At 70.9% G+C, this 21,973-nt stretch carries 13 protein-coding genes and 1 riboswitch; of the genes, 10 read left to right on the top strand and 3 right to left on the bottom strand.

Features of this window, described 5'->3' with window-relative positions:
• Positions 1-18 precede the first annotated feature (18 nt).
• The 5 genes from OO69_RS07625 (at position 19) to OO69_RS07605 (ending at position 12,034) form a co-directional block, all read left to right on the top strand.
• Positions 19-7,845 (top strand): type I polyketide synthase, encoded by a 7,827-nt coding sequence (locus tag OO69_RS07625; protein ID WP_033279691.1) that lies wholly within the window; start codon positions 19-21, stop codon positions 7,843-7,845.
• A 252-nt stretch (positions 7,846-8,097) separates the two neighbouring features.
• Entirely contained in the window at positions 8,098-8,301 is a 204-nt protein-coding gene (locus OO69_RS07620; protein ID WP_019056860.1) for a cold-shock protein, read from the top strand.
• A gap of 180 nt (positions 8,302-8,481) precedes the next feature.
• Entirely contained in the window at positions 8,482-10,047 is a 1,566-nt protein-coding gene (locus OO69_RS07615; RefSeq protein ID WP_033279690.1) for a DEAD/DEAH box helicase, read from the top strand.
• A 64-nt stretch (positions 10,048-10,111) separates the two neighbouring features.
• Positions 10,112-10,438, top strand: a complete 327-nt coding sequence (locus OO69_RS07610; protein WP_033279689.1) for an SCO5918 family protein — start codon at positions 10,112-10,114, stop codon at positions 10,436-10,438.
• 150 nt (positions 10,439-10,588) lie between these two features.
• Positions 10,589-12,034 carry a glyceraldehyde-3-phosphate dehydrogenase gene (locus OO69_RS07605; protein ID WP_033279688.1) on the top strand — a complete coding sequence of 482 codons (1,446 nt, stop codon included), beginning with the start codon at positions 10,589-10,591 and terminating at the stop codon, positions 12,032-12,034.
• 100 nt (positions 12,035-12,134) lie between these two features.
• Here OO69_RS07605 and OO69_RS07600 read toward each other — a convergent pair whose 3' ends face one another.
• A complete protein-coding gene (locus OO69_RS07600; protein ID WP_051800829.1) occupies positions 12,135-14,213 on the bottom strand; it encodes a DUF1996 domain-containing protein in 2,079 nt (692 codons plus the stop codon).
• A 334-nt stretch (positions 14,214-14,547) separates the two neighbouring features.
• Positions 14,548-14,721, top strand: a riboswitch (cyclic di-AMP (ydaO/yuaA leader).
• 8 nt (positions 14,722-14,729) lie between these two features.
• Between OO69_RS07600 and OO69_RS07595 the strand changes: the two genes are divergently transcribed.
• Positions 14,730-16,418: an NlpC/P60 family protein gene (locus tag OO69_RS07595; RefSeq protein ID WP_033279687.1), complete on the top strand. Its 1,689-nt coding sequence runs from the start codon at positions 14,730-14,732 to the stop codon at positions 16,416-16,418.
• Positions 16,419-16,615: 197 nt separating this feature from the next.
• Positions 16,616-17,074, top strand: a complete 459-nt coding sequence (locus OO69_RS07590; protein ID WP_106970980.1) for a hypothetical protein — start codon at positions 16,616-16,618, stop codon at positions 17,072-17,074.
• Between the two features lies 1 nt (position 17,075).
• On the opposite strand, the gene OO69_RS07585 is transcribed toward OO69_RS07590, so the two are convergent.
• On the bottom strand, positions 17,076-17,936 hold the full coding sequence (locus tag OO69_RS07585; protein WP_051800828.1) for an endonuclease/exonuclease/phosphatase family protein: 861 nt from the start codon (positions 17,934-17,936) through the stop codon (positions 17,076-17,078).
• Between the two features lie 146 nt (positions 17,937-18,082).
• Between OO69_RS07585 and OO69_RS07580 the strand changes: the two genes are divergently transcribed.
• From OO69_RS07580 to gndA, 3 genes are all read left to right on the top strand, one after another.
• Positions 18,083-18,628 carry a GtrA family protein gene (locus tag OO69_RS07580; protein WP_033279685.1) on the top strand — a complete coding sequence of 182 codons (546 nt, stop codon included), beginning with the start codon at positions 18,083-18,085 and terminating at the stop codon, positions 18,626-18,628.
• A 54-nt stretch (positions 18,629-18,682) separates the two neighbouring features.
• Positions 18,683-19,216 (top strand): hypothetical protein, encoded by a 534-nt coding sequence (locus OO69_RS07575; RefSeq protein WP_033279684.1) that lies wholly within the window; start codon positions 18,683-18,685, stop codon positions 19,214-19,216.
• Positions 19,217-19,360: 144 nt separating this feature from the next.
• Positions 19,361-20,830, top strand: a complete 1,470-nt coding sequence (gndA, locus tag OO69_RS07570) for an NADP-dependent phosphogluconate dehydrogenase (RefSeq protein ID WP_033279683.1) — start codon at positions 19,361-19,363, stop codon at positions 20,828-20,830.
• Between the two features lie 51 nt (positions 20,831-20,881).
• Here gndA and OO69_RS07565 read toward each other — a convergent pair whose 3' ends face one another.
• Complete coding sequence (locus OO69_RS07565) at positions 20,882-21,868, bottom strand: LacI family DNA-binding transcriptional regulator (protein ID WP_033279682.1); 987 nt, start codon at positions 21,866-21,868, stop codon at positions 20,882-20,884.
• Positions 21,869-21,973: the final 105 nt, after the last annotated feature.

The following is a 21,973-nucleotide window of genomic DNA, read 5'->3' as shown; positions in this document are numbered from 1 at the left end:
GGGAACGAAAGGGTGGGAATGGGAATTTACGGGGGCGAGTCGGTGCGTACACTGCCGGACATCCTGCGGGAGCACGCGACTCGGATCGGCGCGAAGACCGCGTACCGGGACGACCGACGTGCCGTCACCTACGGGGAGTTGGAGCAGCGCACCGGCCGGGTGGCGGGGCATCTGGTGCGGCTCGGGGTACGGCGTGGGGACCGGGTCGCGATCCATCTGGGCAACCGGGTGGAGCTGGTGGAGACCTGGCTCGGGGTGCTGCGCGCCGGGGCGATCGGCGTGCTCCTCAACCCCGCTGCTTCGGAAGAGGAGTTGGCGTACTTCCTCGACGACTGCGGTGCCGTGGCGGTGGTGAGCGAGGGGCCGCTCGCCCAACTCGCTTCCGCACAGCGGGTGATCGCCGTCGGACAGGACGACCCGGCCGAGGGCGCGATCGCCTTCGAGAGCCTTGCCGGTACGGAGCCGGGTACGGCACCCCGTGACGACCTCGATCTCGACGAGCCGGCCTGGATCCACTACACCTCCGGCACCACCGGACAGAGCAAGGGCGTTGTCTCCACGCAGCGTTCGGCACTGTGGTCGGTGACGGCGGCCTATGTACCGGCGTTCGGACTGGAGCAACAGGACCGGCTGCTCTGGCCGTTGCCGATGTTCCACGCCCTCGGCCACTCCGTGTGCCTGTTGGGCGTCCTCTCGGTCGGTGCGACCGCGCGTGTCCTCGCGCCGGGCGCGAACCTCGCCGAGGCGTTGGCGGCCGAGCCGTTCACGATCCTCGGCGGGGTGCCCGCCACCTACCGCCTGCTGCTGGAGTCGCTCCGGGCGACCGCGCGTCCGGTGCCGCCCTCGCTGCGGGTGTGCGTCAGCGGAGGCGCACCCTGCTCCCCCGAGCTGCGAACCGAGGCCGAACTGACCCTGGCGGCGCCCCTGTTGGACGGCTACGGCTCCACGGAGACCTGCGGGAAGATCGCGATCGAGCGTCTCGACGGCCCCCGTGACGACCCCTCGCGTGGCTTTCCGCTGCTGGTGCTGGACGTCAGGATCACCGATCCGTCCACCGGTGCCGAGGTCGACGAAGGGGACGAGGGTGAGATCTGGGTGCGCGGTCCCGGGCTGATGACCGGCTACCACAACCGCCCGGACGCGACCGCCGAGGCGTTCACCGACGGCTGGTACCGCACCGGGGACCTGGGTCGGCGCGACGCGAACGGACACCTCCATGTCACCGGCCGCGTCAAGGAGTTGATCATCCGGGGCGGTGTGAACATCAACCCCTCCGAAGTGGAACGGGTGTTGCTGGCCCGCCCCGACATCGCCGACGCCGCTGTGGTCGGCCGACGGCACGACGTGCTGGGCGAGGTGCCGGTGGCGTTCGTCGTGCCCGGCCCGGACGGGGTCGACGTGGCACTGGCCCTGGCCGCCTGCCGGGAGCGGCTTTCCGGGTTCGAGGTGCCGGACGAGATCTACCCGACCGCGGCCCTCCCCCGTACCGCCTCCGGCAAGATCGCCCGGGCCGTGCTCGCCGAACAACTGCCTGAGCGCCTCGCCGCGGAACGTACAACCGCGTCGGCCGCACTGCGCGAGCGGCTCGCGGCCGCGTCCGACGCCGTACTCGACCTGGTTCTCGAGGTGACGGCGAGGACTCTCGACGTACCCGTGCGGGAGCTGGCCCCCGAAGTGCCGTTCAACGAACAGGGGTTGACCTCGCTCGGCGCGGTCCTGCTGCGCGACCGCCTGGGCACGGCGACCGGCCTCGCGCTGCCCGCGACGCTGGTGTTCGACCATCCCACGCCCGCTGCCGTGGCGACCCTGGTGCGCGACGCGCTGCACGGCGACAACTCCGCGCGTACGTCCGGAGACGGCCGTGACGCCGAACCCGGTGAACCGATCGCCATCGTGGCCATGGCCTGCCGCTACCCGGGCGGAGTCGAATCGCCGGAGGATCTATGGCAGTTGGTCGCCGACGGCACCGACGCGACCTCCGACTTCCCCGCCGACCGCGGCTGGAACGTGGCCGACCTGTACGACCCCGATCCCGACCAGCTCGGCAAGTCCGTCACGCGCCGGGGCGGATTCGTGGACCGCGCGGCCGACTTCGACGCGGCCTTCTTCAACATGTCACCCCGCGAGGCCCTCGCCACGGACCCCCAGCAGCGGCTACTCCTGGAAACCGGCTGGGAGTTGCTGGAGCGGGCGGGCATGGACCCGGCCGGGCTGCGTGACAGCGACACCGGCGTCTTCGTCGGCGTCATGCACGCCACCTACGCGAGCCGTCTACTGCACCGCGGCGGGCACGAGTTGGAGGCGCACCTCGCCCTCGGTTCGGCGGGCAGTGTGGCCTCCGGCCGTATCGCCTACACGCTGGGACTGCGCGGTCCCGCGGTCACGGTGGACACCGCGTGCTCGTCGTCGCTGGTCGCGATGCATTCGGCGGTACGGTCCCTGCGCGACGGGGAGTGCTCGCTCGCCGTGGCCGGCGGAGTCACGGTGATGGCCTCGCCCGGCCCGTTCATCGCGTTCAGCAGACTGCGCGGACTGGCTCCGGACGGCCGCTGCAAGCCCTTCTCCGTGGCGGCCGACGGCACCGCCTGGGGTGAGGGCGTCGGCCTGGTCCTGCTGGAACGGCTCTCCGACGCACGGCGCAACGGCCATCCCGTACTGGTCGTGCTGCGCGGCTCGGCCGTCAACTCCGACGGCGCGTCCAACGGCCTCACCGCGCCCAACGGCCCTGCCCAGCAACGGGTGATCCGCTCGGCACTGGCCGACGCGGGACTGGCCCCGGCCGACATCGACACCGTGGAGGCCCACGGCACGGGCACCGCACTCGGCGACCCGATCGAGGCACACGCACTCCTCGCGACCTACGGCCAGAACCACACCGCCCAACGCCCCCTGTGGCTGGGCTCGTTGAAGTCCAACCTCGGCCACACCCAGGCCGCGGCCGGTGTCGGCGGCGTCATCAAGACCGTGCTCGCCATGCACCACGACCGGCTCCCCCGCACCCTCCACGCCGACGAACCGTCGCCCCACGTGGACTGGTCGTCCGGCACCGTACGACTCCTGTCCCAGGACGAGGAATGGCTCCCCGAACCCGGCCGCCCGCGACGCGCGGCGGTGTCGGCATTCGGCATCGGCGGGACCAACGCGCACGTGATCCTGGAGGAGCCCGAGGCATCTGTAGTCGACGAACCACCCCTTCGCCGCCCGGTGACACCCCCGCTGCTGCTCTCCGCAGCGAGCCCGGCAGCCCTGCGCGAACAGGCCGCACGCACCGCCACCTTCCTGCGCGAGCACCCTGAACTCCCCCTGCCGGACGTGGCGTTCACCCTCGCCACCGCCCGAGCCGCACTCCCCCACCGAGCCACCGCCCCCACCGACGACCGCACGGCGACACTCACCGCCCTCGACAACCTGACGGCATCCGCCCCGCCACGCACCACCAACTCCGCCGCCCGCCTGGCCCTGCTCTTCACCGGCCAGGGAGCCCAACGGGCGCGCATGGGGAAGGAGTTGTATACAACCTTCCCGGAGTTCGCGACCGCCTTCGACGCCTTGTGCGCGCGTTTCGACGCCCATCTGGAGCGTCCGCTGCGCTCAGTCCTCTGGGACGCCGACGCAGACGCGCTGCTGAACCGCACGGACTTCGCCCAGGCCGCGCTGTTCACCTTCGAGGTCTCCGTCTTCCGACTGCTCGAATCCTGGGGCGTGCGGCCGGAGTTCCTGGCCGGGCACTCGGTCGGCGAGCTGGCGGCAGCCCACTGCGCGGGCGTGCTGTCCGAGGCGGATGCCGTCGAACTGGTCGCCGCGCGCGGCAGGTTGATGCGGGAACTGCCGGAGGGCGGTGCCATGGTGGCACTCGACGCCACCGAGGCAGAGGTGACGTCCGAGTTGACCGACGGGGTCGCGATCGCGGCGGTTAACGGCCCCCGCGCCGTCGTCGTCTCCGGCGCGGAGGAGCTGGTCCTCGCGCTCGCGGAGCGGTTCGCCGTGCACGGCCGTCGTACCGTCCGGCTACGGGTCAGCCACGCCTTCCACTCCCCTCTCATGGAGCCGATGCTCGCCGAATTCGGGCGTGTGGCAGGCGAGTTGACGTACCGCGCTCCCACCATCCCCGTGATGTCGGGCCTGACCGGGCTACCGGCCACCGGGGACGAGCTGCGGTCGGCCGAGTACTGGGTGCGGCATGCCCGTGAGGCCGTGCGGTTCGGGGACGCTGTGCACTGGCTGGCGCACGAGGGGCGGGTGACCGCGTTCGCCGAGATCGGGCCGGACGCCCACCTCACGGCCCAGGCCGCGGCGAGCCTGGCCGGGACCGGCAAGGAACTCCTCTTCACCCCGGCGGCCCGCCGGGACAGCCCCGAGTCGCGGACGGTGTTCGACGCGCTCGGCCAACTCCACGTCCACGGCGTGCGGTTGGACTGGCGTCGGGTGTACGCGGACAGCGGCGCCCGACGCGTCGACGGCCTGCCGACCTACCCCTTCCAGCGGCAGCGCTACTGGCTGCCCGACACCGGTTCCAACGCGAGCGCCGGTTCCGGGCACCCGCTGCTCACCCAGACGGTCACGGTGCCGGGCACCGAACGCCTGCTGTGCACAGGCCGGTTGTCCGGCGCGGCCCAGCCATGGCTGCGCGATCACGTCGTGGGCGGGCACACCCTCGTGCCCGGCGCCGCGTTAGCCGACCTCGTGCTGCACGCGGGCGACCTGTGCGGTCTCGCCGTACTGGAGGAACTCGCCCTGCTCAACCCGCTGTTCCTGCCCGAGGACGACGAAGCAGGCATCCAACTCCAGGTGGTACTGGGCGAGCCGGACGACTCCGGGCGCCGTAGCGCGGATGTGTACGCGCGGCCCGAGGAGTCCGGTGCGCTGGGCACTTGGACCCAGCACGCGACGGGTCGGCTCGGCCCGGGTGCCCTGGCCGACGCGGTCTCGCTCACCGCGTGGCCGCCGGCCGGAGCCACGCGGGTCGATCTCTCCGGCGCCTACGAGCGGGTGGCCGAGGCCGGGCTGGCGTACGGTCCGGCGTTCCAAGGCGTCACGGCGTTGTGGCGGCGGGACGACGAACTGTTCGCCGAGGTCGGCCCGTTGCCGGTCGCGGACGCCCGGCACCACATGCTCCACCCGGCCCTGCTGGACGCCGCCCTGCACCCGGGGCTGCTCGCCGAGCCCCCGACCGGAGCACCCCGACTGCCGTTCGCCTGGCGGGGGTTGACCCTGCACGCCACGGGTGCGACGGCCCTGCGCGTCCGTATGACCACGGCCGGCCCGGACTCGATCACCCTCGACCTCGCCACTCCGACGGGCGCGCCCGTGGCCCGGCTGGAGTCGATGACGACCCGCCCCGCACCGGAGCTGGCTCACGCCCCGGCCGGAGAGCTGTACCGGCTGCGCTGGACGAGCGTTCCGACCGCCGGCGAGGTACCCGCCGTAGCGATGTCGGAGACGGACCACCTGAACCTGGCCGCGTTCCTCGCCTCCGCCGACGACGAGTCGTCCTGGTCCGAGGAGACGCCGGAGTTGGTGGTGGCTTCCTTGTCAGCTCCCGGCGGCGCCAGCGCGGACCCGGTCGCCGCAGCGCACGAACTGACCGCACACGCAATGCAGTTGCTGCAAACACATCTCGCCGGTTCCGGGCGGCTGGCCGTGGTCACACGCGGTGCCGCCGAGGCCTCCCCCGATCTGCCCGCCGCCACGGTGTGGGGTCTGCTGCGGACCGCACAGTCGGAGTACCCCGGGCGCCTCACTCTCGTGGACGTCGACGGCCGCCCCGAGTCACTGCGGCAGGTGCTCGGAGCCCTCGCCACCGGTGAACCCCAAATCGCCGTCCGCGAGGGCATGTTGAGTGTCCCCCGGCTGGCGGTCTCACCCGGTTCGGCAACCGACGGCTCGCTCGGCGACGGCACTGTCCTCATCACCGGTGGCACCGGGTCGCTGGGGGCGATGCTGGCCCGGCACCTTGTCGATCAGCATGGAGTGCGGAGGCTCGTGCTCCTCAGTCGGCGTGGTGAACAGGCGCCGGGCGCAGGGGAGTTGCGGGACGAACTTCGGCGGGCGGGCGCGCAGGTGGACCTCGTGGCCTGCGACATCGCCGAGCGGGACCAACTCGCCGCCGTAGTGGAGAGGTTCGGGCCCGACCTGACGGCCGTAGTGCACGCGGCCGGGGTCCTGGACGACGGTGTGCTGGCTGCGATGACACCCGAGCGGCTGACGGCCGTACTGCGGCCGAAGGCCTACGCGGCTTGGCAGTTGCACGAGTTGACGAAGGGGCTGCCGCTTGCGCGGTTCGTGCTGTTCTCGTCGGCGGCCGGGCTGCTGGGCAATCCTGGGCAGGCCAACTACGCGGCGGCGAACTCCTTCCTGGACGCGCTCGCCTGCCATCGCGCTGAACTGGGCCTGCCCGCACTGTCGTTGGTCTGGGGTGCGTGGGCGGACGAGGAGGGCATGGCGGCCCGCAGCGGCCGGGTTCACGGCGGGCCGGTGCGGGCGGTCTCCCCCGAGCAGGCGTTCGCGTTCTTCGACGCCGCGCTCGGCAGCGGTGAACCGGTCCTCGCGCCACTGCCGTTGGACCGTTCGCCGAATGCCGTCCCGGCCGGGACCGTCGTTCCGCCGCCCCTACGCGGGCTGTTGCGTGCGAACCGGCGGTCAGCCTCTGCCGCCATCCCGGCGGACGGTGCCGCCGGGTCCTGGCGGGACCGGCTCGCGGCGCTGCCCGCGCCCGAGCGACTGCCCGCGCTGGAGGGGCTGATCCGGACCGAGGTGGCCGGTGTGCTCGGGCACACGGACGCCGACGCGGTCGACCGGGACTTCTCGGAACTGGGCCTCGACTCCTTGATGCGGGTCATGCTCTGCAACCGGTTGAGCCTGCTGACCGGGACGCCCCTCGCGGTCACCGTGGCCTACGACTGGCCGGACACGGAGCAGCTCGCCGAGCACCTGTACGGCGAGCTGCGCGGCGGCCTGTCCGACGAGGTCTCCGCCACGCCCGTCCCGTCGCCGGTGGGGCCAGGTCAGCGCGGGCGCGGTGCCGGGCGGTCGCTGCCCGCCCTGTACCGGAAGGTCTGCGAGACCGGTGATGTCGTATCGGCCATGCATCTCCTGGTGACCGCGTCCATCGGCGCGCCCTCCTTCGAGCCCGAGGAGGCGGCCCGGCACGCGCTGCCGCCGCTGCGGCTGGCCGCTGGTACCAGGGGTCCTGCCCTCGTCTGTGTTCCCGGCTTCGCCAGCAACCTGGGGCGCCCCTGGTACGCGGGGCTCGCCCCCTGTTTCGAGGGCGAGCGGGACGTCTTCGAGGTGCGGCACCCCGGGATCGACGACGGAGACGCGGTGGCGCGGGATCTGGAGTCGCTGACGGGGGCGCACGCCACGGCCGTACGGCATCAACTCGGCGACCGGCGTTACGTGTTGGTCGGTCATTCCATGGGCGGTACGGCCGCCCACGCGCTCGCCGCCCGGCTGGCGGACCTCGGTGCTCCCCCGGCCGGGCTCGTGCTGATCGACTCGTACCACGTCACCCCGGACCGGGAGGCCGAGCCGTGGCTGCTGTCCCTGCCCGCCCGGATTCCGCTGATGGTCGGCGAGAGGTTCGACACGATGGTGGACGATCTGACGCTGCTGTCGCTGGGTGCGTACACCCGTATGTTCCGGGGGTGGCAGCCTGACCACACCGAGGTGCCCACCCTGTTGGTGCGCGCGTCCGAGCCGCTGGCGGACATGCCGCGGGAGTGGCGTTCGTCCTGGCCAGGTGTAGGGGACACGGTGGACACCGCCGGCACGCATCTCAGCGTGCTGGAGGAGGACGCCGCGACGACGGCCAAGGTCGTGCGCGACTGGATCGACGCGCTGGCGTAGTCCGGCACGAAACCCAATATCTACGTCGGCGACATGAGAAATGAAATTAACGTCCGCACACGGCCGATCGCGCCGTGCTACTATTGATCTCAGTTGCAGTTGTGGTTGCCAAACCCTTCAGATGCCCGCACCGCCCTCCGGGACGGTGGAGCATTTTTTTGTGTGTCCGGTTTTTTTCCGGCGGGGTGATCATCACGGCGACACGGAGTCCGCACACTGTGGGCTCCGGTGACCGCCCCGAAGGAGAACAAAATGGCTAGTGGCACCGTGAAGTGGTTCAACGCGGAAAAGGGTTTCGGCTTCATCGAGCAGGACGGTGGCGGCGCTGACGTCTTCGCCCACTACTCGAACATCGCCGCCCAGGGCTTTCGCGAGCTGCAGGAGGGTCAGAAGGTGACCTTCGACATCGCGCAGGGCCAGAAGGGCCCGACGGCCGAGAACATCGTTCCTGCGTAACGACGACGTTTACTTCGCAGCTGGGGCCCGCACCTTGGGGTGCGGGCCCCAGCTCGCTGCATTTTCCAAGCTATCGGCGATATTCCGCCGAAGCCACCGGCTCGTTCTTGCGATTCTCTGCGCCGTTCATTCACCGCGGGAATTCCTTGATACGTGCCATATCAAGGAAGGTTCCACATTTTGAACCGCGCACGTACGAATGACCGTTTCTCGCGAAAGCGCAATGGAAATCCGGAATCCGGAAAGAGCGGCGGCGGCTACCGCTCGGCAGCTCCGTCCGGCAACCGCTCCAGCGCCCCGCGCCGCTCCAAGGGCGGCGGCGGCCGACCGGTCGCCCTCCAGGGCGAGTTCGCGCTGCCGAAGACGGTCACCCCCGGCCTCCCCGCCGTGGAGTCGTTCGCCGAACTCGACATGCCCGCAAAGCTGTTGGCCGCGCTCGGCCACGAGGGCGTCACCGTCCCGTTCCCGATCCAGGCGACGACGCTCCCCAACTCCCTCGCCGGACGTGACGTGCTCGGCCGCGGCCGCACCGGCTCCGGCAAGACCCTGGCCTTCGGCCTGGCGATGCTGGCCCGTACGGCGGGCCGCCGCGCCGAGCCGCGCCAGCCGCTCGCGCTCGTCCTCGTGCCGACCCGCGAGCTGGCCCAGCAGGTCACCGACGCGCTCACCCCGTACGCCCGCGCCGTCAGCGTGCGGATGACCACCGTCGTCGGCGGTATGTCGATCGGCCGTCAGGCCGGGGCGCTCCGCGGTGGCGCGGAGGTCGTGGTCGCCACGCCGGGACGCCTCAAGGACCTGATCGAGCGCGGCGACTGCCGCCTGGACAGCGTCTCCATCACCGTCCTCGACGAGGCCGACCAGATGGCCGACATGGGCTTCATGCCGCAGGTCACCCAGTTGCTCGACCAGGTGCAGACGGGCGGCCAGCGGATGCTGTTCTCGGCCACCCTGGACCGCAACGTGGACCTCCTGGTCCGCCGCTACCTGACCGACCCCGTCGTCCACTCCGTCGACCCCTCCGCGGGCGCGGTCACGACGATGGAGCACCACGTCCTGCACGTGCACGGCACGGACAAGCAGCGCGCGACCACCGAGATCGCGGCGCGCGAGGGCCGGGTCATCATGTTCCTGGACACCAAGCACGCGGTGGACCGGCTGGTGAAGCACCTGCTGAACAACGGCGTCCGCGCGGCCGGTCTGCACGGCGGCAAGTCCCAGCCGCAGCGCACCCGCACGCTCGCCCAGTTCAAGGACGGGCATGTGACGGCGCTGGTGGCGACCAACGTCGCGGCACGCGGCATCCACGTCGACAACCTCGACCTGGTCGTCAACGTCGACCCGCCCACCGACCCCAAGGACTATCTGCACCGCGGCGGCCGTACGGCCCGTGCGGGCGAGTCCGGCAGTGTCGTCACGCTGGTCACCCCCGACCAGCGCCGTGACTTCACCCGGCTGATGACCGCGGCCGGCGTCACTGCGGAGGTCACCGCGGTGCGCTCCGGCGAGGAGGAGCTGACCCGGATCACGGGCGCCCAGGCCCCGTCCGGCGTCCCGGTCGTCATCCAGGCCCCGGTCGTGGAGCGCGAGCGCACCCGTCGCCCGTCCTCCTCGTCGTCCCGGGGCCGTCGTGGCCGTCCGGCCGGCGAGGGCGGCCGGTCCTCCGGTGGCGCCCCGCGGCGCAGCGGCGGCACCGGCGGAAGCAGCAGCCGGGGGCAGCGACGGTCGTCCTTCGGCCCTGCGGCCTGAGGACCAACTCGGCGCCTCCGGGCACCCGTTCGGCCCCCGATCCTCCTTCTCTCTGTGAGGCAACATGCGCTGTGTCATCGCCCGGTATCCCTTCGACCTCACCAAGATGGGTGTCCTGGAGACGATGAAGGGCATCAAGCCCGAGCTGATCACGGGTGAGTCCGTGACCATCGGGCGGCGCCGCTACCCCGTCAAGCAGGTGGGGCAGGTCATCACCCGGCAGGACCCCCGTGACTTCAACAGCGGCGAGGTCATCCGGGCCATGACCCGGCTCGGCTTTACCTGCCACGGACTGCCCGAGGTCGTGCCCGCGCACGTCCTCACTCCGCTGGAGAACGCGTCCGCCCTGCTGGGCAGCGGCGCGACCCAGGACGTGTCGGAGACCGTGTAGAAGCGACACCAGTACCGCCGAGAGGGGCCCTGCCGACGCGCGTCGGCAGGGCCCCTCTCGGCGTTCCCCGGGCCGGGCGGCACCCCTGCTGAACGAGCAGATGAACAGCGGGTTAGCATATGAGCGCCGCCTAGCTCGAAAGAGAAATCTGTGCCTGTCAACGAGGACTCGTTCACCAACTGGAAGACCCGCGAGGAGATCGCGGAGTCGATGATCCCGATGATCGGGAAGCTGCACCGCGAGCGGGACGTCACGGTCCTGCTGCACAGCCGCTCCCTGGTCAACAAGTCGGTGGTCAGCATCCTCAAGACCCACCGGTTCGCCCGCCAGATCGCCGGCGAGGAGCTCTCCGTCGTCGAGACCCTCCCCTACCTCCGCACCCTCACCACGCTCGACCTGGGCCCCTCGCAGATCGACATCGGCATGCTCGCCGCGACCCACCGGAGCGACGAACGCGGCCTGACCGTCGAGGAGTTCACCGCCGAGGCCGTCGCCGGTGCCACGGGCGCCAACAAGATCGAGCGCCGCGAGGGCCGCGATGTCGTCCTCTACGGCTTCGGCCGCATCGGCCGCCTGGTCGCCCGCCTGCTCATCGAGAAGGCCGGCTCGGGCAACGGGCTGCGACTGCGTGCCATCGTCGTACGGCAGGGTGGCGAACAGGACATCGTGAAGCGGGCCTCGCTGCTGCGCCGCGACTCGATCCACGGCCAGTTCCAGGGCACGATCACCGTCGACGAGGCGAGCAACACGATCGTCGCCAACGGCAACGAGATCAAGGTGATCTACGCGGGCGACCCGTCGGAGGTCGACTACACGGCGTACGGAATCAAGGACGCCATCCTCATCGACAACACGGGCAAGTGGCGTGACCGGGAAGGACTTTCGCAGCATCTGCGGCCCGGTATCGACAAGGTCGTGCTGACCGCGCCGGGCAAGGGCGACGTCCCGAACATCGTGCACGGCGTCAACCACGACACCATCAAGCCGGACGAGCAGATCCTGTCCTGCGCGTCCTGCACCACCAACGCGATCGTGCCGCCGCTGAAGGCGATGGCCGACGAGTACGGTGTGCTGCGCGGCCACGTGGAGACCGTCCACTCGTTCACCAACGACCAGAACCTGCTGGACAATTACCACAAGGCCGACCGCCGCGGCCGTTCGGCGCCGCTGAACATGGTGATCACCGAGACCGGTGCCGCCTCCGCCGTCGCCAAGGCGCTGCCCGATCTGAAGGCGCCGATCACCGGCAGCTCGATCCGGGTCCCGGTGCCGGACGTCTCGATCGCGATCCTCAGCCTGCGGCTCGGCCGCGAGACCACCCGCGCCGAGGTCCTCGACTACCTCCGCGACGTCTCACTGACGTCCCCGCTGAAACGCCAGATCGACTTCACCACCGCCCCCGACGCGGTGTCCAGCGACTTCATGGGCTCGCGCCACGCCTCGATCATCGACGCGGGCGCCACCAAGGTCGACGGCGACAACGCGATCCTCTACCTCTGGTACGACAACGAGTTCGGCTACTCCTGCCAGGTCGTCCGGGTCGTCCAGCACGTCTCCGGGGTCGAGTACCCGACGTATCCGGCGCCTGCTGCCTGAGACATCCGCCCCGGCACGCTGAACGTGTGACGGCCCGGCCACCCCCAAGTGGGGGCGGCCGGGCCGTCGTTGTCACCGACGTGCACCTGGGTGCGCTGTGTCAGCGTGTACTGCGCTTACCTCGCCACAGCACGACGAATCCGGCGACGAGCAGCAGCGCGCCGGCCACCGCGGGCCACAGATTCGCGCCGGTCTCCGCCAACCCGCCCTGCGCCTGCGGCTGGTTGGGGCCTACGGCTGCGTAACTCTCCCCGCCCGAGGAGGAAGCGGGCGGTGTCGTCACCGCGCTGCCGACCTCGCCGCCGGAGCCGTTGGCCGAACTCCCCTGCGTCTCGGAGGACTTGGACCCTTCGGTCTTCGTGTCGGCCTTGGGCACCGAGACGGCGGTCGTCAGGTCACCGGGGTCGGTGCTCTGGGTGTCGGTGGGCTCGGGGGCGTTGGTCTCGGTGTCCGGGGCGCTCGTCGCGGGATCCGAGGTGGCCTGGCCGCCGTTGTCGCCGTTCCCGCCGTTGTCACCATTCCCGCCGTTGCCGCCGTTGCCCTCGTTGCCGCCGTTCCCGGCGGGCTCGTCGGACGCGGTGGCCGTGGGCGCCGCCGTAGCGGTGTCGGTGGCCGTCGGTGACTCCTGCGGCTCACCCGAACCGCCACCCGAACCCGAGCCACCGCCCGAACCGGAGCCGCCACCGGAGCCGGAGCCGTCGCCCGAGCCGCCGGGGTCGTTGTCCGTCCCGGCGCCGCACTTCTCGCCGTTGTTGATGCAGTTGACCATGTCCTTCATCAGGCCCTCGTCGAAGACGTTGATGAAGTCGCCGTGGTCCGTGACCGGCTTGTGCTGCTGCTCCGGGAAGGAGTCCACCGCGAACAGCGGGGTCGTCTTGCCGCCGTCCTGGAGGCTCGGCGCGTCCACGTCGTAGACGATCCGCTGCACGAGCTGCGGAATGGCCTCGAAGCCCGCCGGGCAGGAGCCGTCGGCGGCCTCGAAGGCCACGTGGGTGCGGTGGTTGGCGCTGTCGATGTTGCGGCCGTCCCAGCAGCTCTGGAACTTGAAGGTGCGCACCACGTCGCTGCCCGCCGGGCACAGCGGGTACTTGTCCTTGAGCTGCCGGTCCTCGAACCCGGTGCAGCTCCAGGAGGCGTTGGCGTTGGCCGGGCCGTTCACGAAGGCCTTGGCGTCGCCGGTGATGATGCGCAGGAGGCGCGGCATCGCGACGACCTTGCTCTTCGGGTTGCCCACGAACGTCAGCGTGGCCGCCTTCGCGGTGACGATCTGACCGGAGTTGCCCTCGGTGCCGCCGCCGGGCTTGTCGGCGTCCCGCTCCTGCTTGCCGTTCTGGAGGCGCAACACGGGCCAGTAGTACGTGGACTTGTCGCCCTGGTTCTCGCAGCTCGTGTTCGCCTTCGCCAGGTCGTCGTCGCTGGCGAACGCGTTGTTGGACTGGTTGCCGATGTAGTCGTGGAAGTGGTGGGCGCCGTTGGTGACTCCGGGGGCGACGATCACGTTGTCCGAGTTGAACAGGCCGTTCTCGTTCACGCCGCACGCGGTGACGAACGTGCCGCGGGAGGCGTCGGCCTGGTCCTGCGGGGTGTTCACGTTGGGCTGTACGGAGGTGATGTCCGCGTAGTCCGAGGCGACGGGCCCGTTGCTGACCGGCTGGCTGCCCTGGCCGCCGGCACTGGCGCTCGCGCTCGCACTGGCGCTCTGGTCGTCGCCGTTGCCGTTGCCGTTGCTGCCCTGGTCCCCGTTGTCGTTCGTGGGTGCGATCAGGGTGCAGCCGGCGAGCGCGTCGAGTCCCTCCGGGCGGTCGCCGACACGCGCGATGGCTTCGTCGATCCGGCCGATGGTCGCGGCCCGCTTCTCCTTCAACGGATTCATGATCGCGTTGTCGGCGAAGGAGGCGTCCTGGCGTATGGACTCCGTCGAGTCCTTCAGTTTCTGGTAGGCCTCGGTTATCTGCTGGTCCAGAAGCGCGAGTTGGGCGTCGACCTCGGTCTTCGCCTCGTCGGGGACGGTCGTCAGCTGGGTGCCGACGTCCGGGCAGTCGATCGTCGCACCGCTCGACGCCGCATCGGGAGACCCTTGCTGGGACGAGTCACCGCCCCAACCGCCTTCGGACGCCGACGCGTAGACGTTCGCCGCCACCAGTCCTCCGCCGCCCAGCATCAGGGCGACTGCTGCCATCGTCGCGCGTCGTGCGCCCGTGGGGCGTCTGCGCGTGTTGCGTGCCAAGGAAGTTGCTCCTACACGTATCGGTCGGCCCGGATCGTCCCGGCATGGAAATCCCCCGTTCCAATACGGAGCAGGATGCCGGTGTGTTCAACCGTCCCAAAAATTCATAGCGACCTCATATGGATCACCCGACCCGGCGGGCTCATGAGCCCAGGACACGTTTGGGAGAGGTAAAGGTCACAAAAACGTATCGGACATATCGCGCTTCAACCTTCACACGAGGCACACACGTTGGCTAAGTTGACGCTCAGACCGTACGACCTACTCCGGCGAGCAGCGCCGGGCCGCACGGTTTGCGCCGAGTCCGGCGTGTCGCTCGCGACAGCCGGAGCCGGGGACCCAACCGACTTGGGGTGAATCGACCCAACTGCCCGTCCGGGCAAGGGTCGTAGGGCAATCCTTCCGTGATCGGCCGCCCGAACCCGACAGCTAACTCGGTAGGCGCGATACGGAAGGAGCACGTCTGCCATGCCGGCAGAACGAAGTACGCGCACCGGAGGCAGTGGCCCCACCGTGGACGACCGACCCAGCCGTGACGAAGTGCAGCGGCGGATCAACTCCCTTTACGACAGGGCCGAGACGGCCACCGGAAACTACAACGCCACGCGCAAGATGTCCGGGGGTCCGCGCCAGCGTGTCGAGCCCCGTCCCAGCGCGTCGCGTCCTTCCGACCCCGCCCAAGATGCCGTCACTCGGCAGTTGTTCGACCGCGCTCGCGCCCAACTGGGCCCGACCGTACCGGCGAAACTGCCGCCCGGCAGGACTCCCGCCCGCTCGGCGGCACCCCGGCCCGAGCGCCCCGAACGTCGCCCCGAGCCCGAAGGCGGCGGCCGCGCACTCGAGGCGCAGCCCGGCCGCGCCGTGGCCGAGCTGACCGCGGGGACCACCGCACCGGAGCCCGCCAACCTTCAACTCACCTCGCCCGTCGCGGAGTTGACGGCGGGACCGGTCGCCACGCTGCCGCCCGCCGCGCCGCAGATGCCTCAGATCGCCGCGCCGCAGGCACCCCAGTCGCCTCAGATGCCGTACATGCAGCAGATGGCCCAGATGCCGCAGGCCACCGTCTTCGACCTGCCGCCGGTGCCCGCCATCGAGGTGCCCCCGACTCCCGTCGTCGAGGCACAGCAATTCGCCGTCGCGGCCGCCCCGGCGCCGGTCTTCGACCCGCTCACCGCGGACCTGGAGCTGCTCCCGTACATCGCGGCGCCGCGCACCGAGGCCGCCCCGACCGGTGCCACCTGGCCGCCCCCGGAGACCAACTGGCCCACCCCGGAGACGACTTGGTCGACCGGGTCGATGCCCATGGTCCCCGAACAGCAGATGTGGTCGACCGGTCAGATGCCTGCCGTGGCCGAGCAACAGGCCTGGTCCACGGGGCAGATGCCTGTCGTGCCGCAGCAACAGGCTTGGTCGACGGGCCAGATGCCGATCGTGGCCGAGCAACAGCCATGGGCCACCGGTCAGATGCCGATCGTGGCCGAGCAACAGGCCTGGTCGACCGGCCAGATGCCCGTCGCCCCCGGGCAACAGGCCTGGTCCACCGGTCAGATGCCCGCGGTGACCGAGCAGCGGACCTCGTACCCCACACCGGAGCCGGACTGGCGCCCGCCGCAGCAGGAGTGGCAGCCGGCCCCGCCCACCGCCGAGGTCTCCTTCGCCGCGCCCCCGGCCGTCGCTCCCGAGTTCACCCTGCCCACGGCTCCGACGATGGCCCCGGAGATCATCCTCCCCCCGGCCCCGACCATCAGCCCGGCGCCCGCCACTGCCGTACCCGCCGCGCCGCAGGACCCCACCACGCTCAGCAAGACCAGCACCGCTCTCGCCTTCGCCCGCGCCCAGATCGGCAGGCCCTGCCTGTGGGGCGCGGCGGGACCGGACGCGTACGACTGCTCCAGCCTCACCCAGGCCGCCTGGAAGGCCGCGGGCGTCCTCCTCCCGCGCACCGCCCAGGAACAGTCGGGCGCCGGCGCGCTCGTGCCGCTCACGGACATCCGCCCGGGTGACCTGATCTTCTTCTACGACAGCATCGACCACGTCGGCCTCTACACCGGCAACGGCCTGATGATCCACGCGCCGAGCCCGGGCACGCCGATACGCGAGGAGTCGATCTTCTACGCCGGTGCCGCCGCCATCCGGGGCGCCGTACGGCCCGCCTGATCCGATCGGGGCCGGGCATTTCCCGGCCCTGACCGCACACCCCGCGACACTCCCGGCCAACCGCGTCGTAGACCCGTACGAGTGGTGCATCCTGGGACACGGTCGTAGCGTCGACAGAGACACGACGACCGTGCCCCGGCAGGCGGGCCCACCGCAGGTGCGGGGCGACGAGGACGAACAGGCGGCCGGGAGCGGACATGTACAAACACACCATGGTCGGAATCGTCACGCTCTGTGCGGCGGCCCTGCTCGGGCCGGCCGTCGCCACCTCGTCGGCGGCCCCGGCCACGGTCCCGGCGACCGCCCACCGACAGCTCCAGGACCCGGTACTGGTCGACTGCCTGTGGCATCCCGAGGTGCGTCCCACCGACTTCATGCTCGCCTGCGGCGACGGCAACAGCCGTCTCACGTCGCTGCGTTGGACGTCCTGGAACGGCAACTCCGCGACGGCCACGGGCTTCAACGTGGTGAACGACTGCAACCCCTATTGCGCGGTGGGCAAGTTCCACTCGTTCCCGGTCACCGTCCGGCTCGACGACGCGCAGACGTGGAAGCGGCACCCGCGGGCGCGGCAGTACACCGAGATCACCCTGACGTACCCCGGCGCGAGGCCGGACAAGTTCCAGCACACCGTGACCTACCCCCTGTGGAACTGACTCAGAGCGCCAGCTCCACCACCAGCGGCCGGTGATCAGAGATCGCCGTCCTCGGTGCGCATACGGACCCTACGGCGTCCTTGCCGAGTCCCGTCGTCATGATGTGATCGAGCTGGACGAGCGGCCGGTGCGAAGGGAAGGTCGCCTGCCGGGCAGAACTCTGCCAGCGTCGCCTCCCCATCCCGTTGAGAGTGATCCGGGGCAGCGCGCCGAAGAGGTTGAAGTCGCCCATCAGCACCCGGGGTTGAGGCAGATCGGCGATCCAGCGACGCACGGTGCGCAGTTGCCCGATGTTCCACCCCGGCACGAACGAGAGATGGACGGCCACCACGGTGAACGGGCCGTGCGGTCCTTCCAGCACGGCGGCCAGGGCGGCCCGCGGCTGATCCCGGGCCAGCACTGGAGCGGCCCGCCCGGCCACCCGCAGCGGCATGCCGAAGGGCGCCGCCGGGAGCCGTAGGGCCCGCCACTCGTGGACCGGAAGCCGGGACAGCAACGCCAGTCCGTGCGAAGGGACTTCGGGCTGCTGAGCCCCGGGGCCGTAGACGCGCATCCCGGGCTCGGTCGGGTCGGGGACCCAGCCCCGGCCCGGCACGGAACGGCAGTGCAGCGCGGTCGCGTAGCGCCAGTCGCGTGCGCCCATCGCGTCGGCGGCGACGGCCGCCTGGTCGACACCGCCCGACCGTTCCTGGAGGCAGTCGATCTCCTGGAGCGCCACCACGTCGGCGTCCAGGGAGGCGACGGCTTCGGCGAGGGGTGCCGAGGGGGCGCCGGGGGCAACGGGGTTCGGCCGACCGTCCGGCTGGATCCGCCGGCCGTGCAGCACGTTGAACGTCGCGCATCTCACCAGTAACTCACCCATGATCAGGCCGCATTGTACGGAGGTCGCCTGTGGATCGGGCTCCCCCGCTATGAAAATGTACTTGCGTAACTCAATCAATCCGCTATAGTTGAGTAAGTCAAGCAAACTTACGCGGCCGCATGACAGAGGCGCAGCGTACGGAGCGGATGGAGACCGCCATGGACGACGCGCCCCGGACCCCGGCCGCTCCCGGTCCGCTCGCCTCCTTCGCCCGGTTCGTGGCGCTGGGCGGCGGTGTCGGACTGCTCTCCAGCGGCGCCGTGGCCCTGGTGGCCGAGCGGCTGCCCTGGGCGCTGGCGAACGCGCTGATCACCGTCGTCTCCACCCTCCTGTGCACGGAACTCCACGCCCGCTTCACCTTCGGCGCGGGCCGGCACGCCGGATGGCGCCAGCACTGGCAGTCGGCGGGCTCGGCCGCGGCGGCCTACGTGGTGACCTGCGCCGCGATGTTCGTCCTGCACCTGATCCAGTCGTCACCCGGAATGCTCACCGAGCAGATCGTCTACCTCGGCGCGTCGGGGCTCGCGGGCCTCGCCCGGTTCCTGCTGCTGCGGCTGTACGTCTTCGCCGGCGGCCGGGGCCGGACGGTGACGAACGAGTCGCGGCAACTCCGGTGTCTTCAGGGCGTGTTGGAGGCTCCGACCGCCGTAGGAGCCTTGCCGCAGCGGCAGTTCGCGCTCGCCTCCCCCTGACGCCGGCCAATGATCAGTTACGCTGACCGTTTCCAATTAACGGGCGGCGGGGGCATGTTCACCAAGCGATTGATCGCGGGCGGGCTGACAGCACTTCTGATCGGAGCGCTCAGCGCATGCGGGAGCGGTGAGAGTGCGGGCTCCTCGTCCAGCGTAGGCCGGAGCGGTGCGAGCACCACCGCACCGAAGGCCCGGCCCACCCCCGACACCGTGACCGGCCTCCGCGATTCGGTCCGGCACCTCGCCAGGCAGACGGCGAAGGGCACGCGGCCGCACACTGTCACCAAGTGCGCGCCCGCCACCAAAAAGGTCCAGCACAGGTCCAGTTCGGGATCGGGCTCCAAGAAGAAGACCCGGACCTGGACCACCACGGAGCACTACCGGAAGTGCTCGAAGGTGCGCAGCGGCACCGAGACGTACACCCGGACCGTCCGCGCGGAACGGTGGTGCGTGAGCCTCGACGACGTCGGCGGCGACACCGCCAAGGACGACGTCTGGTACCAGGTCACGCGTGCCGCCTACGACGAGGTACGCATCGCGGACGAGCACGCGCGCGTGGAGTTCGCTCCGACCCGTTCGGGCTGCTGAGACCACGTTCCGAGGACGCGGCGCGGGAACGAATTACGAATCAGGGGCCCGTACTTCGAGTCTTTTCGCGATCACAGACGTACCAGCGGTCATGGGCGCCCAGCGCCGACCCGCCACGTCACCGACTCGGAGAACAGGCACCCCATGAACGCATCCGCACCGCACGACCCCGCCGCCGACGGAACCGCCCAGATCGGCGTCACCGGCCTCGGCGTGATGGGCCGCAACCTCGCGCGCAACTTCGCCCGCAACGGCTACACGGTCGCCGTCCACAACCGGTCGCCACACCGCACCCATGAGTTGATGAAGGAGTACGGCGACGAGGGCGCCTTCGTCCCGGCCGAGACGGCCCAGGAGTTCGTGGCCGCGCTCGAGAAGCCCCGCCGCCTGATGATCATGGTGCAGGCCGGTCCGGCCACCGACGCCGTGATCGACGAGTTCGCCGCGCTCATGGAGCCCGGCGACATGATCATCGACGGCGGCAACGCCCACTTCGCCGACACCCGCCGCCGCGAGGCAGCCCTGCGCGACAAGGGCCTGCACTTCGTCGGCGCCGGTGTCTCCGGCGGCGAGGAGGGCGCGCTGAACGGGCCCTCGATCATGCCCGGCGGTTCGGCGGAGTCGTACGACGTGCTGGGTCCGATGTTCGAATCCGTCAGCGCGAAGGTCGACGGCGAGCCCTGTTCCACGCACATCGGGACCGACGGCGCCGGGCACTTCGTGAAGATGGTGCACAACGGCATCGAGTACGCCGACATGCAGCTCATCGCCGAGGCGTACGACCTGCTGCGCCAGGTCGGCGGCTACACCCCGGCCGAGATCGCGGAGATCTTCCAGCGCTGGAACGAGGGGCGACTCGGTTCCTATCTGATCGAGATCACCGCCGAGGTCCTCGCCCACACCGACGCGGAGACCGGCAAGGCGTTCGTCGACATCGTCACCGACGCCGCAGGTCAGAAGGGCACCGGCCGCTGGACCGTGCAGACCGCGCTGGAGCTGGGCTCACCGGTCACCGCGATCGCGCAGGCCACCTTCGCGCGCGCCTCGTCCAGCCAGGGCGACCTGCGCGCCGCCTACCGCGGGCTGCCCGGCGGCACCACTCCCCCGCTGAGCCGCACCGAGGCCGACCGGTTCACCGCCCAGGTCGAGCAGGCGCTGTACGCCTCGAAGGTCATCGCCTACGACCAGGGCTGGAAGATGATCCAGGACGCGGCGACCGAGTTCGACTGGTCGATCGACCTGGCCGCGGTCGCCGGTATCTGGCGCGGCGGCTGCATCATCCGCGCCTCCTTCCTCGACCGCATCCGTGCCGCGTACACGGCCGACCCGGGGCTGGTCAGCCTGCTGGGCGAGGAGCGTTTCGCGCAGGAGATCGGCGACGCGCAGGTCCCCTGGCGCGAGGTGGTCGCCTCGGCGGCCCGGCGCGGCATCCCCGTCCCGGCGTTCTCCGCCGCGCTGTCGCACTACGACACGCTGCGCGCCGACCGGCTGCCCGCGGCCCTGCTCCAGGGCCAGCGCGACTTCTTCGGCGCGCACACCTACGGCCGCACGGACCGCACCGGCATGTTCCACACGCACTGGTCCCGTCCCGGCCGCCCGGAGACGACGGCCTGAGCCACCCCGCCAGGAGGGCCCTCCCGCGTGGTTCGCGGGAGGGCCCTCCTGCTATGCGACGGGCGGTGCCGTGCTGTCACGTATGACGAGTTTCGTGGGCACCAGCGTGGTGCCGTGTTCGTCGCCGCGGTCCCGCATCCGCCGTAGGACACCCTCGACGCACAGGCGGCCGACCTCGGCGAAGTCCTGGTGGACGGTGGTCAGGGGCGGCAGGAAGGAACCCGCCTCGGGGATGTCGTCGAAGCCGATGACGCTGACGTCCTCGGGGATGCGCCGGCCGCGCTCGTGCAGGGCCCGCAGCAGGCCCAGGGCCATCTGGTCGTTGGCCGCGAACACGGCCGTGCAGTCGGTCTGTTGGGCGAGGTCGAGTCCCACGCGGTAGCCGGATTCCGCGGACCAGTCGCCGCGTGCGACAGGGGGCACGGGCCGTCCCGCGTCGGCGAGTTCGGCGCTCCAGGCGTCGGCGCGGCGCTGGGCCGCGAAGGACTCCTCGGGGCCCGCCAGGTGCCAGACCGTGCGGTGGCCGAGGTCGAGGAGATGGCGTACGGCGGCCCGCGCGCCGCCGTTCTGGTCGGTGTCGACCACGCTGTAGCGGTCGCCCGCGTCGGAGTCGGCGACGACGACCTGGACGTGGGGCGGCAGGGAGATGGTCGCCGCGTCCAGGAGGTGGACCTCCATGATGGCGATGACCGCGTCGACGGCGAGTTCGCCCAGCCGGGAGAACGCGCCGCGCACCTCGTCCTGGGTGGGCACGGCGACCGGCAGCAGCGTGACGGCGTAGCCCTCGTGCGCGGCGGAGGTGGCGATCGCCTCCAGGGTGCGCATGTTGCCGGTGGTGGAGAGGTTGAAGGTGATCACGCCGATGGTCCGGAACTCACCGCGTTTCAGCGCCCGGGCCGCGCTGTTGGGCCGGTAGCCCAGCTCCTTCATGGCGGCGAGGACTTGCTGCCTGGTCTCCTCGTTGACCCCCGCGAAGCCGTTCGACACGCGGGAGACGGTCTGTGACGACACGCCGGCGACGCGCGCGACATCCGCCATGGACGCGCTCGGGGCGCGTCTCGACGACCGCTTCCCGCTGCGTCTGCGTGGCTTCTCCGTACCGCCCGAGGCACCGTCCACTGTGTCCACCTGTATCCCTCACAT

The organism is Streptomyces sp. NRRL F-525 (genome assembly GCF_000716605.1).
In the GTDB taxonomy this organism is placed as follows: domain Bacteria; phylum Actinomycetota; class Actinomycetes; order Streptomycetales; family Streptomycetaceae; genus Streptomyces.
This window is presented reverse-complemented; position numbering and strand designations above follow the sequence as displayed.

Bases quoted from the DNA above. Each gene is read 5' to 3' on its own strand.
- OO69_RS07625 (WP_033279691.1), top strand. From the start codon at position 19: ATGGGAATTTACGGGGGCGAGTCGGTGCGTACACTGCCGGACATCCTG.
- OO69_RS07620 (WP_019056860.1), top strand. From the start codon at position 8,098: ATGGCTAGTGGCACCGTGAAGTGGTTCAACGCGGAAAAGGGTTTCGGC.
- OO69_RS07610 (WP_033279689.1), top strand. From the start codon at position 10,112: ATGCGCTGTGTCATCGCCCGGTATCCCTTCGACCTCACCAAGATGGGT.
- OO69_RS07600 (WP_051800829.1), bottom strand. From the start codon at position 14,213: ATGGCAGCAGTCGCCCTGATGCTGGGCGGCGGAGGACTGGTGGCGGCG.
- OO69_RS07595 (WP_033279687.1), top strand. From the start codon at position 14,730: ATGCCGGCAGAACGAAGTACGCGCACCGGAGGCAGTGGCCCCACCGTG.
- OO69_RS07590 (WP_106970980.1), top strand. From the start codon at position 16,616: ATGTACAAACACACCATGGTCGGAATCGTCACGCTCTGTGCGGCGGCC.
- OO69_RS07585 (WP_051800828.1), bottom strand. From the start codon at position 17,936: ATGGGTGAGTTACTGGTGAGATGCGCGACGTTCAACGTGCTGCACGGC.
- OO69_RS07580 (WP_033279685.1), top strand. From the start codon at position 18,083: ATGGAGACCGCCATGGACGACGCGCCCCGGACCCCGGCCGCTCCCGGT.
- OO69_RS07575 (WP_033279684.1), top strand. From the start codon at position 18,683: ATGTTCACCAAGCGATTGATCGCGGGCGGGCTGACAGCACTTCTGATC.
- gndA (WP_033279683.1), top strand. From the start codon at position 19,361: ATGAACGCATCCGCACCGCACGACCCCGCCGCCGACGGAACCGCCCAG.
- OO69_RS07565 (WP_033279682.1), bottom strand. From the start codon at position 21,868: ATGGCGGATGTCGCGCGCGTCGCCGGCGTGTCGTCACAGACCGTCTCC.